Origin of the sequence: Micromonospora sp. WMMC273 (assembly GCF_027460285.1) — a bacterium.
GTDB classification, from domain to species: Bacteria; Actinomycetota; Actinomycetes; order Mycobacteriales; family Micromonosporaceae; genus Micromonospora; species Micromonospora aurantiaca.
Genome location: NZ_JAPZBE010000001.1, coordinates 4872099 through 4884172, shown reverse-complemented (window position 1 = coordinate 4884172; position 12074 = coordinate 4872099). Strand labels below are relative to the sequence as shown.

Annotated in this window: 9 protein-coding genes; 5 read left to right on the top strand and 4 right to left on the bottom strand. The window is 74.8% G+C overall.

All coding sequences use genetic code 11. The features are described 5' to 3' along the window. The first annotated feature begins 50 nt into the window (after positions 1–50). Positions 51–1805, top strand: a complete 1755-nt coding sequence (locus tag O7611_RS22600; RefSeq protein ID WP_269697532.1) for a VWA domain-containing protein — start codon at positions 51–53, stop codon at positions 1803–1805. 212 nt (positions 1806–2017) lie between these two features. Continuing rightward, positions 2018–3499 (top strand): sugar transferase, encoded by a 1482-nt coding sequence (locus O7611_RS22595; protein ID WP_135241737.1) that lies wholly within the window; start codon positions 2018–2020, stop codon positions 3497–3499. A gap of 9 nt (positions 3500–3508) precedes the next feature. Here the strand turns inward: O7611_RS22595 and O7611_RS22590 are convergent, their stop codons facing one another. Then, positions 3509–4639, bottom strand: a complete 1131-nt coding sequence (locus tag O7611_RS22590) for a PP2C family protein-serine/threonine phosphatase (protein ID WP_269697531.1) — start codon at positions 4637–4639, stop codon at positions 3509–3511. Between the two features lie 95 nt (positions 4640–4734). Between O7611_RS22590 and O7611_RS22585 the strand changes: the two genes are divergently transcribed. After that, positions 4735–5250 (top strand): MarR family winged helix-turn-helix transcriptional regulator, encoded by a 516-nt coding sequence (locus O7611_RS22585; RefSeq protein ID WP_194800656.1) that lies wholly within the window; start codon positions 4735–4737, stop codon positions 5248–5250. Position 5251: 1 nt separating this feature from the next. Here O7611_RS22585 and O7611_RS22580 read toward each other — a convergent pair whose 3' ends face one another. The 3 genes from O7611_RS22580 to O7611_RS22570 all read right to left on the bottom strand — a co-directional run bounded on the left by O7611_RS22580 (position 5252) and on the right by O7611_RS22570 (position 9360). Then, the gene (locus tag O7611_RS22580; protein ID WP_269697530.1) at positions 5252–6289 is read right to left on the bottom strand and encodes a cobalamin B12-binding domain-containing protein; all 1038 of its coding nucleotides are present in this window, start codon (positions 6287–6289) and stop codon (positions 5252–5254) included. Next, the gene (locus tag O7611_RS22575) at positions 6286–7953 is read right to left on the bottom strand and encodes a PP2C family protein-serine/threonine phosphatase (RefSeq protein WP_269697529.1); all 1668 of its coding nucleotides are present in this window, start codon (positions 7951–7953) and stop codon (positions 6286–6288) included. The genes O7611_RS22580 and O7611_RS22575 overlap by 4 nt, the downstream gene beginning before the upstream one ends. A gap of 147 nt (positions 7954–8100) precedes the next feature. Next, positions 8101–9360: an ROK family protein gene (locus O7611_RS22570; RefSeq protein ID WP_269697528.1), complete on the bottom strand. Its 1260-nt coding sequence runs from the start codon at positions 9358–9360 to the stop codon at positions 8101–8103. A gap of 53 nt (positions 9361–9413) precedes the next feature. On the opposite strand from O7611_RS22570, the gene xylA reads away from it, so the two are divergent. Both xylA and xylB read left to right on the top strand, forming a co-directional pair. Then, positions 9414–10601 (top strand): xylose isomerase, encoded by a 1188-nt coding sequence (gene xylA, locus O7611_RS22565; protein WP_194800659.1) that lies wholly within the window; start codon positions 9414–9416, stop codon positions 10599–10601. Between the two features lie 11 nt (positions 10602–10612). Beyond that, complete coding sequence (gene xylB / locus O7611_RS22560; RefSeq protein WP_194800660.1) at positions 10613–12034, top strand: xylulokinase; 1422 nt, start codon at positions 10613–10615, stop codon at positions 12032–12034. The last annotated feature ends 40 nt before the right edge of the window (positions 12035–12074 follow it).

Below are 12074 nucleotides of genomic sequence, written 5' to 3'. Positions count from 1 at the left end.
GGTAACCCCACGAGGTACGCAAGATGGTCACCGTGTCTGGCCGCCATCGCATGCGTTCTCACCTCCGCGGAGCAGGTGCCGCCGCCGTGGCGGCCGCCCTGGTCGCCGTCGTAGCCGGCTCCTGGTTCGGTTACCAGCAGCTGGCCGGCCCGAACTGTTCGGGCCGCGTCGAGCTGTCGGTGGCGACCGCCCCGGAGATCGCCCCCGCGGTGCGCGCCGCCGCCGACCAGTGGGTCTCCGACGGCGCCGCGGTGGGCGGAACCTGCATCGCGGTCAACGTCTCCTCGGCCGAGCCGGTCGAGGTGGCCGCCGCGGTGGCGAGCAAGCACGGTGCCACGCTCGCCGGCGTCGGGCAGGCCAGCGGCACCGCCGTCACCCCCGACGTCTGGGTGCCGGACTCCTCGACCTGGCTGGTCCGGCTCAAGAGCGGCGGGGCCAGCGCGTTCGCGCCGACCAACGGCGCGTCCATCGCACGCAGCCCGGTCGTGGTGGCGCTGCCCGAGCCGGTGGCCTCCCGCATAGGGTGGCCGGACAAGGAACTCCGCTGGTCCGACCTGCTCACCCAGGTCACCGCCAGCAAGCCGCTGCGGGCCGGGATCGTCGAGCCGACCCAGGACGCGGCCGGCCTGTCCGGCCTGCTGTCGCTGACCGCCGCGGCCAGTTCCGCCGGCGAGTCCGGCTCGCCGAAGGCACAGGAGGCGATGGTCGGCGCGCTGCGGGCCCTTGCCACCAACCGGTCCTCGCTGCGGCAGGACCTCCTCGCGCGGTTCCCGCGCTCCTCCGACCCGACGGCGATCGCCAACGGGCTGGGGGCGGCGGCGCTGTCCGAGGAGGACGTGATCGCCTACAACAGCACCAAGCCGCCGATCCGGCTCGCCGCGCTGTACCTGCAGCCGCCGCCGATCTCGCTGGACTACCCGTTCGCGGTGCTGCCCGGCATCGAGCCGGCCAAGGCGTCCGCCGCCAAGGTGCTCTTCGAGGTGCTGCGTACGCCGGGCTTCAAGGACCGGCTCGCCGCGCAGGCGCTGCGCGCGCCGGACGGCAACTGGGGCCGGGGTTTCCAGGCGCCGACCGGCGCGCCGAGCCCGGCCAACGGCGGCGAGCGTCAGGTGCCGCCGTCGGGCCAGGGCGGCGCGGCCGACCTCGACCCCGGTGCCATCTCGACCGCCACCACCACCTGGTCGGTGGCCACCCAGTCCGGCCGGATGCTCTGCGTCATCGACGTCTCCGGCTCGATGAAGAAGCCGGTCGCGACCGCCAACGGCGCCAGCCGGGAGCAGGTCACGGTGGCCGCCGCGAGCCAGGGCCTCGGGCTGTTCGACGACTCCTGGTCGATCGGCCTCTGGACGTTCTCCACCAACCTGCAGGGCTCACAGGACTGGAGCGAGTTGGTCGGAATAAAGCCTCTGTCCAGCAACCGGGGCGCCCTCCAGCGCGGCCTGGCCTCGATCAAGCCCTCCAGCGGCGACACCGGCCTGTACGACACGATGCTCGCGGCGTACAAGAAGGTGCAGCAGGACTGGGAGCCGGGCAAGGTCAACTCGATCGTGCTGTTCACCGACGGCAAGAACGAGGACGACAACGGCATCTCGCAGAAGGAACTGCTGGACCAGCTGAAGAAGCTGAAGGACGACGAGCAGCCGGTCCAGGTCGTCATCATCGGCATCGGCACCGAGGTGAACCGGGCCGAGCTGGAGTCGATCACCAAGGTCACCGGCGGCGGCGCGTTCGTCACCACCGACCCCAGCAAGATCGGCGAGATCTTCCTCCGGGCGATCGCGCTGCGGCCGCCCGCTCCCCGCTGACCTGAAGCTCAGCGCTAGTCTTCCGCCGTACCGGAAATCCGGTACGGCGGAAGGCTTCCCGGGTCAAGACACGGGATGAGAACTGACGGTAATGCGTCCGAATCAATCGGTAACCATAATTGTCCAGGCATGATGACCGGGTGCCTCGACCGTGGGCTCCACACCGGAGCCGGGCGGGGACGGGGCGGTCCTGAGCGAAGTGGGGAGGGCCGGTGACCTCGGCGACGCTGTTGACCCCTGCCACGTCGTCGCGACCCGGTGGTGAACGCCCGGGCAAGACGACGCGAGCGGCGGAGCGGGCCTACATCCGGGTCCTGGTGGTGCTGGACACCGCCGTGCTCGCGGTGGCCATCCTGGTCGGTTACCTGGCTCGGTTCGGCGACGAGGAACCGACCGGCTCCGAGATCCCGTACGTGGTGGTCGCCCCGGCGCTGCTGCTGGTCTGGCTCGTCTCGCTCAAGGCGATGCGGTGCTACGACGACCAGGTGCTCGGCTACGGCGCCGACGAGTACCGGCGGGTCAGCGCGGCCAGCATGCGACTCGCCGGCGGCATCGCCATCGCCGGGTACATCGCCGACGTCGGCGTCTCCCGGGGCTTCCTGGCCATCTCCTTCGCGGTCGGCACGATCGGCCTGGAGGTGGCGCGGTTCGCGGCCCGCAAGCGGCTGCACCGGGCCCGCGACCGGGGCGCCGGCTGGTCCCGCAAGGTGCTCGTGGTGGGCGACACCGCACACGTGCTGGAGCTGGTGCACACGCTGCGCCGGGAACCGTACGCCGGCTACCAGGTGGTCGGCGCGTGCATCCCGGACGCGCTGCTCGCCCCGGTGCCGCAACGCCTGGGCGACGTGCCCGTGGTCGGCAGCTTCCGCGGCATCCCGGAGGCGGCCACCGCGATCGGCGCCGACACCGTGGCGGTCACCGCCTCCGGCGAGCTGACCGCGACGCGGCTGCGCCGCCTCGGCTGGCAGCTGGAGGGCACCGGCGTCGACCTGGTGGTGGCGCCGGCGCTCACCGACGTGGCCGGCCCCCGCATCCACACCCGCCCGGTCGCCGGCCTGCCGCTGATCCACGTCGAGGCACCCGAGTTCCGCGGCGCCCGCAAGCTGGTAAAGGGCTTCGTCGACAGGTCGATCTCGTCGATCGCGCTGCTCGTGCTGGCGCCGCTGCTGATCGTGATCGCGCTCGCCATCAAGATCGACAGCCGTGGTCCGGTGCTGTTCCGGCAGACCCGCGTCGGCCAGGGCGGCGAGGAGTTCGGCGTCTTCAAGTTCCGCACCATGGTGGTCAACGCCGACGCCCTGCTCGCCGAGCTTGCCGCGCGCAACGAGACCGACGGCCTGATGTTCAAGATGCGCGACGACCCGCGCGTCACCCGGGTCGGCCGGCTGCTGCGCAAGTGGTCGCTGGACGAGCTGCCCCAGCTCGCAAACGTCCTGCTCGGCCAGATGAGCCTGGTCGGCCCGCGCCCGCCGCTGCCGTCCGAGGTGGCCCGCTACGACGGCGACGTGGCACGCCGGCTGCTGGTCAAGCCCGGCATGACCGGCCTCTGGCAGGTCAGCGGCCGGTCCGACCTGAGCTGGGAGGACGGCATCCGGCTCGACCTCTACTACGTGGAGAACTGGTCGCTGGCCGCCGACCTGACCATCCTGTGGAAGACGTTCGGCGCGGTGGTCAACAGCCGCGGCGCGTACTGACCGGGCGGGTCAGGGCTGCGGCCCCAGCCAGTCCAGGCAGACCACCACCGCGTCGTCGACCAGGTCCCCGGCGACGAACGCGCGCAGGTCGCCGATCAGCGACCGGACCGCGTCCAGCGGCTCCATCGGGCCGGTCCGGCGCAGGAACCGGTCCAGCGCCACCTCGCCGTAGCGCACCTGCTCGGTGGCGGCATCGATCACGCCGTCGCTGACCACGAAGAGCCGGTCCTCGCGCTCCAGCCGGAACCGCTGCGGGCGGTAGTCGGTGCCCTCGAACATGCCGAGCGGGAACTGCTTCTCCAGTTCCTGCTCGGTCACCTCGCCGTTCCGCAGCCGCAGCAGCCGCGGCGAACCGGCGTCCACCACTGTCATCTCGCCGGAGGCCAGGTCCAGCTCGATCAGGAGCACCGAGACGTGCTGTTCGCCCCGGTGCTGGGCGTAGATGGCCTGGTCGGCCAGCGCGGCCTGGTCGGCCAGGTCCAGCCCGGCCCGGCGTGCGTTACGCAGCGCGTACGTGGCCAGCGAGGCGAGCAGCGCCGCCGCCACCCCCTCGCCGTAGCCGTTCAGCACCGCCAGCCAGAGCCGGTGCCCGTCGTCGGACCAGTCGAAGCTGTCCCCGCGCACCGCGTACGCCGGCTCCAGCTGCCCGGCCAGGCTGAACGACGGCCGGATCCGGCTGCGCCCGGGCAGCAGCTCCCACTGCATCTCGGCGGCCAGCGTGAGCCGCCGGCTGCGCCGGGCGGTCCGGTAGATGTCGGTGGTCGCCATGACCGCGCTCAGTTCGTGCCCGAGCACCGTGGCGATGGTGTCCAGCTCCCGGCGGGCGTCCGGGTCGGCGGGCACCGGCGAGACCTTCAGCACGCCCCGGCGTTCGCCGCGCATGCCCACCGGGAACCAGCCGACGCCGTCGGCGATCACCGGCTCCTGGTGGTCGAAGGCGCGCCAGGCCGGGTGGCCGGGCCCGGTGACCGACGGCCCGTCGTCCAGCGGCAGCAGCTCGGCGAGCCGGTAGTCGACCTGGTAGAGCTCGGTGTGGGTGACGCCGTACGTGCGCGCGAGCTCGGCGGCGAGCCGGTCCACGATGAGATCCGTCGGCGCCTCGGTCAGGACCCGGCGAGCGCGGCCCTCCGCTCCGCTCATCTTTGCTCCTTTGCACAGGTCGCCGGGCAGATCCGGGGAGTAGTCTCGGCCCCACCATGACCGAAGAGCGCAGTACCCGGGAACCTGTAACGAGTATGTCCGCCGCCCTGGACGAGGCGGCAGGCACCTTGCTCGCCGTCTGGGAGGCGGCCCGGGAGCGCACCACCAGCCGGCTGTCGAGTGCCCAGCTACGCGCGATCATGGTCGTCGAGCAGTATGACGGCATCAACCTCCGCCGTCTCGCCACGCTCACCGACATGTTGCTCTCCTCCGCCAGCCGGCTGTGCGACCGGCTGGTCGCGGCCGGGATGCTGGAGCGCGAGCCGGGCCGCTACGACCGGCGGGAGATCTCGCTGCACCTCACGCCCGCCGCCCTCCGGCTCCTCGCCGAGCTGCGTGCCGACCGGCGGCACCGGCTGGAGCGGATCCTGGCCGGGATGAGCCCGGAGGGCCGGGCCGCGCTGGTACGCGGCATGCGCGAGTTCGACGAGGTGGGCCGGCGCGGGGAGGCCACCGTGGCGGAGGGCTGGCCGATGCTGCAACCCTCCGGGGAACGGATCGGCGACCCGGCCCGGCCGTCCGGCGAAACTCCGGTGGCCCGTACCGCCTGACTCAGCCGGCGTGGCCTGGATCGTCCGGCACCGCTTCGCGGGCGGCCCGCAGCCGGGCCACCACCCGGGGATGCTCGGTCAGCGCCCGTTCCAGCGTGTCGAGCACCCGGTCCAGCAGGGCCCGGCCGCCGCGGGAGGTCAGCGCCTCCTCCTGCCATCCGACGAAGTCACGCAGCAGCCGGTCGTCGTCCACCCGCACGGCCGCGATCAGCGCGTCCACCAGGTGCGCGATACCGGCGGCGACGTCCTCGGCGTTCTCCGGCGGCGGGTCCACCGCGGCGAGCGCGAGCCGCACCAGCTCACGTCGCCGGTGCAGCACCGCCACGTACGCGTCGTCGGGCGGGGGCGGCGGCGCGCCGGTGTGCTCGGTAGACAGCGGCCGCTCCAGCAGCTCCACCGCGTCCCGGGCGCTGGCGCCCCAGCCCGCCGCGCCGATCGCGGTGGCCCACCGGCCGTCCGGGCCGAAGCCGGGACCACCGGCGAGCACCGGCACCCCGGCCGCCCGGCTGGCCTCCACCATCCGCGCCGCCCGGACCAGCCGGTTCGGCTGCACGCAGCTCAGCAGCACCGCGTCCGGACCGGTCTGGTGCAGGTAGGAGACCAGGTGCCGGGCCGGCACGCTGGCGCCGAGGAACGTCACCCGCCAGCCGGCCGCCCGGACCACCTCGGTGACGATGCGGGCGGCAAGCGCGTGCCACTCGCCCTCCACGCACGCCATCACCACGTGCCCGCGTCGCGGTGGGCCGACCGTCGCGCCCAGCGCGTCCACCACCTGCTCGCTGACGTGGGTGGCGGCGTGCTCCTGGGCGATGCTCCACGAGCCGGTGAGCCAGCGCCGGCCGACCTCCCGCTGCGCCACCGCGACCAGGTCGACCAGGACGTCCGCGACCGAGAAGCCGTCCGCGAGCAGGCCGCGCGCCAGCGTGACCGCGCCGGTCCGGTCGGCGGCGTCCAGGTGCTCGAGGTACGCGGCGAGCGTGTCCGGCCCGATCCGGCGCCCGGCCGCGGGGGCGGGGGGGTCCGGCGGCGGCGGTGTCACCCGGCCGCCACGGCGAGCATGGCGATGTCGTCGTGGGGCTGCCCGTCCAGCCACTCGTCGACGAGCTGGAGCACCCGCTCGACGAGCGCGGCGGGCGGAAGCCCGGTGCCGGTGGCGAGCGCCTGACGCAGCCGGGCGTCGCCGAACATGGCCGGCTCGGTGGGGCCGCCGCGGGCCTCGGTCACCCCGTCGGTGTACGCCAGCAGCAGGTCACCCGGCGCCAGCCGTACCTCGGTGCCGGTGAACCGGGCGTCGGTGAGCGCGCCCACCGGCATGCCGCCCACCCGGACCGTCTCCACCTCGCCGCCGGCGCGGACGACGAGCGGGGACGGGTGCCCGCCACCGGCGAGTCGTACCAGCAGCCCGCCGTCCGCCTCGCGGCGCAGCGCACCCAGCAGGAGTGTGGTGAACTGGGCCCGGCGGGCCGCGTCGGGGGCGTCCAGCAGCGCCCGGTTGAGCAGCTCCAGCAGCTCCCGGGGGCGCTGCTCGACCAGGCGCAGGGTCTGCAGCGACTGGCGGACCCGGCCGGTCAGCACTGCTGCGCCGACGCCCTTGCCGCAGACGTCACCGAGCGCGAACAGGCCGCCGTCGCCGGTGGGGAACAGGTCGTAGAAGTCGCCGCCGATGCGCAGGCTGTCCCCGGCGGCGCGATAACCGCCGGCCAGCGTCATCCCGCGCAGGCGCGGCAGCTCCGGCGGGAGCAGGCTGTTCTGCAGCACCCGGGCCAGGTGGGCCTGCTCGCCGTACAGCTCGGCGGCGGCCAGCGCGGCGCCGGCCCGCCCGGCGAACTCCCGGGCCAGGCCGATCTCCCGCCTGTCGAAACCGGGCCGCTCCGGGCGCCGGGCCAGCACCAGCGCGCCGGCCGGCCCACCGGCGCTCGGCATCGGGCTGATCAACACGGTGCCCGGACGGCCGAACCCGGCGGGCAGCACCTCGGCCAGGTCGGCCAGCTCGGCATCCAGCCAGGGACTCGGTTCGGTGAGGTCGCCGTCGAGCGCCTCGACCAGGCCGGGTACGGACTCCACAGTCGGCCAGCCGGCCAGGCCGGTGACCGGGCCGGAATCGCCGGTGGCGTACCGGATCCAGTGCGGCTGGTCCTCGGCGGGCGGCGGCGGGCGGTGCACCACCACCGCGACGTCGGCCAGGTAGGGCACCGGCAGCGTCACCGCGGTACGCAGCGTCTGCTCGCGGTGCAGGGACAGCCCGAGCCGGCTGCCCGCCTCGGCGAGGAACGCGGTGCGCGACCGTTCGGCCAGCAGTGCGTCGGTACGCGCGTGTTCCTCGGTGACGTCGCGGACGTACCAGGCGCTGCGGTCGTCGGCCAGGGGCCGCCGCACGCCGCGCAGCCGCCGGCCGTGGTGGTCGGTCTCGAACGCGTCCGATCCGGCGGTGGCCGCGTCGGCCAGCGCCGGCACCCGGCACGCGGCCAGGTCGACGCCGGGCGCCACCTCGGGGAGCAGGTCGGCGGCCATCGCGTTGACGAGCGTCACCACGCCCGCGTGGTCGACTGTCACGACCGCCTCGGCGAGCCCGTCGAGCAGTTCCCGGGCCAGATGGTCGTCAGCCGGTAGCGCGGCCTCGGCAATCCGCCGGGGCCGTCTCCGCGAAGCGTGTCCACCGCCGCTGACCGGCCCCGCGACACCGCCCCGGCGCGCGGCGGTCACCTCCGGTGGCCGGGCGCTTCGGTCGGTCGACCCGTGCGCATGCTGTCGGTGCACCCCTCACTCGGCGGACAGGTTGCCTGGCGGCAAGCGTACCGAGCGCAGGCACGGAATGCCCGTCGAGGATCATCCGGTCATCCGGTCATCCGGTCAGCCGGCCCGGGCCAGCCAGCCCACCGGCCGGTCGACGATCCGGCGGACCACCGAGCCGGCTCCGCCGACCGCGGCGGACTGCGCCCCGAGCACTGCCGGGCGCACCGTCACCGGTGCCCAGGCGGCGGTGAGCACCCGCCGCGAGACCTCCGCCTCCACCGTCGGCCGCAGCCAGGGCGCGAGCCGGGCGTATCCGCCCCCGAGCACCACGGTGTCCAGATCCAGCAGGTTCACCACGCCCGCCACCGCCACCCCGAGGGCGGTGCCGGCGTCGGTCAGGGCGGTCAGCGTGGCCGGGTCACCGGCCTCGGCCAGGTCGGCGAGCCGGGTGGCGGCGGTGTCAGCAGGCAGTTCCGCGCCGGGCAGCCCGGCGGCGGCGAGGATCGCCTCCTGGCCCGCGTACCGCTCCAGGCAGCCCTGGCCGCCGCAGCGGCACGGCCGCCCCTGCGGCTGCACCGGGAAGTGACCGATCTCTCCGCTCCAGCCGCGCGCGCCCCGGTAGAGCGCGCCGTCGAGCACGATCCCGGCGCCGATGCCGATCTCGCCGGTGACATGCAGGAAGCTGCGCGTGCCGCCCGGGCCCGCGTACAACTCGCCGAGGGCGGCCAGGTTGGCCTCGTTGTCGACCACCAGCGGCGGCACCCCGTCGACCGGCTCGGCCAGCGGGTGCCCGGCGAGCAGGGCCGGCACGTCCACGTCCCGCCAGCCGAGGTTCGGCGCGAGCCGGACCAGGCCGCCGTCGCCCACCAGGCCCGGCACGGCGAGCGCCGCGCCGGCCAGGGTCAGCCCGTCGCGTACGGCGGCGGCGCGCGCCTCGGCGGCCAGCGCGGCGAGCCGGGCGAGCGCGTCGGCGGGGGAGACCGGGCGCAGGTCGGCGCGGCGGACCAGGTGGTGCCGGACCGCGCCGGTCAGGTCGACCACGCAGGCCGCCAGGTAGTCGACGTTCACCTCGAGGCCGAGCCCGGCCGGGCCGTCGGAGGCGAGCACCAGGCCCCGGGCCGGGCGGCCCGCCCCGGTACGCGGCTCCGGCTCCGCCTCGGCGACCAGCCGGCCGGCGATCAGGTCGTCCACCACGGCGGAGACGGTGGCCCGGGTCAGGCCGGTGTCGGCGGCGATTCCGGCGCGCGAGGGCGGCCGGTCGGCGGCGGCGATCCGCCGCAGCACCACCGCGAGGTTCAACTCGCGCAGGCTGCCCTGCCGGACCGCCCCGGCGGTGCTGGTGCTTGTCACCTCTTGACACTGCCACATCGCCGCCATTTAATTCAACCGCTGAACAAATCGCGGACGACACCACCACCTGGAGGTCTGCCATGGCACCCCGCCCCACCCCCGCGGACAAGTTCTCCTTCGGTCTCTGGACGGTGGGCTGGCCGGCCCGTGACCCGTTCGGCGACGCCACCCGCCCGGAGCTGGACGCCGTCGAGGCGGTGCACCGGCTCGCCGAGCTGGGCGCGTACGGCATCACCTTCCACGACGACGACCTGGTCCCGTTCGGCGCGGACGCCGCCACCCGCGACGCCCGGCTGAGCCGCTTCCGCAAGGCCCTCGACGAGACCGGCCTGGTCGTGCCGATGGTCACCACCAACCTGTTCAACCACCCGGTGTTCAAGGACGGCGGCTTCACCAGCAACGACCGCGACGTGCGCCGGTACGCGCTGCGCAAGGTGCTGCGCAACATCGACCTGGCCGCCGAGATGGGCGCCAAGACGTTCGTCATGTGGGGCGGCCGGGAGGGCGCCGAGTACGACGTCGCCAAGGACGTCCAGGCAGCGCTGGACCGCTACCGCGAAGCCGTCGACCTGCTCTGCGAGTACGTCGTCGACAACGGCTACGACCTGCGCTTCGCCCTGGAGCCCAAGCCGAACGAGCCGCGCGGCGACATCCTGCTGCCCACCGTCGGCCACGCGCTCGGCTTCATCTCCACCCTGGCCCGCCCGGAGATGGTCGGGCTCAACCCGGAGGTCGGGCACGAGCAGATGGCCGGGCTGAACTTCGCCCACGGCATCGCCCAGGCGCTCTGGCAGGGCAAGCTGTTCCACATCGACCTCAACGGCCAGCGCGGCATCAAGTACGACCAGGACCTGGTCTTCGGCCACGGCGACCTGCTCAACGCGTTCGCCCTGGTCGACCTGCTGGAGCACGGCGGCCCGAACGGCGGCCCGGCCTACGACGGCCCGCGCCACTTCGACTACAAGCCGTCCCGCACCGAGGACATGACCGGCGTGTGGGCCTCCGCCGAGGCGAACATGCGCACGTACCTGCTGCTCAAGGAGCGGGCCGCGGCGTTCCGCGCCGACCCGGAGGTGATCGAGGCGCTCGCCGCCGCCCGGGTGGCCGAGCTGGCCACCCCGACGCTCAACCCCGGTGAGGGCTACCGCGAGCTGCTGGCCGACCGGACCGCGTTCGAGGAGTTCGACCCGGAGGCCGCCGGGGCGAAGGGCTTCGGCTTCGTCCGGCTCAACCAGCTCGCCGTCGAGCACGTGCTCGGCGCGCGCTGAGGCGGGCCGCCATGCCGCTCGTCGCGGGGGTCGACTCGTCGACCCAGTCCTGCAAGGTGGTCGTCCGGGACGCGGAGACCGGCGCGCTGGTCCGGCAGGGCCGCGCGCCGCACCCGCCCGGCACCGAGGTCGACCCGTACGCCTGGTGGGAGGCCCTGCGGGCGGCGGTGACCGAGGCCGGCGGCCTGGCCGACGTGGCTGCCGTCTCGGTCGGCGGCCAGCAGCACGGCATGGTCTGCCTGGACGCCTCCGGTGAGGTGGTCCGGCCGGCGCTGCTGTGGAACGACACCCGGTCCGCCGACGCGGCCCGGGACCTGGTCGAGGAGGCCGGCGGCGGGGAGACCGGCCGCCGGTTCTGGGCCGAGGCGACCGGCGCGGTGCCGGTGGCGAGCTTCACCGCGACGAAGCTGCGGTGGCTGGCCCGGCACGAGCCGGACAACGCCGACCGGGTCGCCGCCGTCTGCCTGCCGCACGACTGGCTCACCTGGCGGCTCGCCGGTGCTCCCGGCCTGGACGCGCTGCGCACCGACCGGGGCGACGCCAGCGGCACCGGCTACTGGTCGCCGCGCACCGGCGAGTACCGGCTGGACCTGCTGGAACGGGCCTTCGGCCGGCGCGTGACGGTGCCTGTCGTGCTCGGCCCGGCCGAGGCGGCCGGGCACCTCGACCCGGCCGTGCTCGGCGACGGCGCGGCGTCCGGCCCGGTCCTGCTCGGGCCGGGCACCGGGGACAACGCCGCCGCGGCGTTCGGTGCCGGAGCCGGCCCGGGCGACGTGATCGTCTCGATCGGCACCTCCGGCACCGTGTTCGCGGTGGCGGACACGCCGGCCGCCGATCCCAGCGGCGCGGTGGCCGGATTCGCCGACGCCACCGGCCGGTTCCTGCCGCTCGTGTGCACGCTCAACGCGGCCCGGGTGCTGGACGCCGCCGCGACGCTGCTCGGCGTCGACCTCGACACGCTCGGCGAACTGGCCCTGTCCGCCCCGCCCGGCGCGGACGGGCTGGTGCTGGTGCCGTACCTGGAAGGGGAGCGGACACCGGACCGGCCGCACGCCACCGGCGAGCTGAAGGGCCTGACGCTGCGCACCTCGACCCCGGCGCACCTGGCCCGGGCCGCGGTGGAGGGCATGCTCTGCGGGCTGGCCGACGGCCTGGACGCGCTGATCGCGCAGGGCGCCCGCGCCGACCGGATCATCCTGGTCGGCGGCGGCGCCCGGTCCGCTGCGGTACGCCGGATCGCGCCGCAGGTCTTCGGCCGCCCGGTGGTGGTGCCGCCGCCCGGCGAGTACGTGGCGGACGGCGCGGCCCGGCAGGCCGCCTGGGTGGCGCTCGGTGGCGACACCCCGCCCGCCTGGTCCATCGGCGACACCGAGGAGTACACGGGCGAGGCGGTCCCCGCCATCCGCGAGCGCTACGCCGAGGCGCGGGGATGACGCCGGTACGGGGGGTCGTGCTGCGCAGGTGACCCGCACC

Bases quoted from the DNA above. Each gene is read 5' to 3' on its own strand.
- O7611_RS22590 (WP_269697531.1), bottom strand. From the start codon at position 4,639: ATGAGCGGAGCGGAGGGCCGCGCTCGCCGGGTCCTGACCGAGGCGCCG.
- xylA (WP_194800659.1), top strand. From the start codon at position 9,414: ATGGCACCCCGCCCCACCCCCGCGGACAAGTTCTCCTTCGGTCTCTGG.
- O7611_RS22585 (WP_194800656.1), top strand. From the start codon at position 4,735: ATGTCCGCCGCCCTGGACGAGGCGGCAGGCACCTTGCTCGCCGTCTGG.
- xylB (WP_194800660.1), top strand. From the start codon at position 10,613: ATGCCGCTCGTCGCGGGGGTCGACTCGTCGACCCAGTCCTGCAAGGTG.
- O7611_RS22600 (WP_269697532.1), top strand. From the start codon at position 51: ATGCGTTCTCACCTCCGCGGAGCAGGTGCCGCCGCCGTGGCGGCCGCC.
- O7611_RS22570 (WP_269697528.1), bottom strand. From the start codon at position 9,360: ATGGCGGCGATGTGGCAGTGTCAAGAGGTGACAAGCACCAGCACCGCC.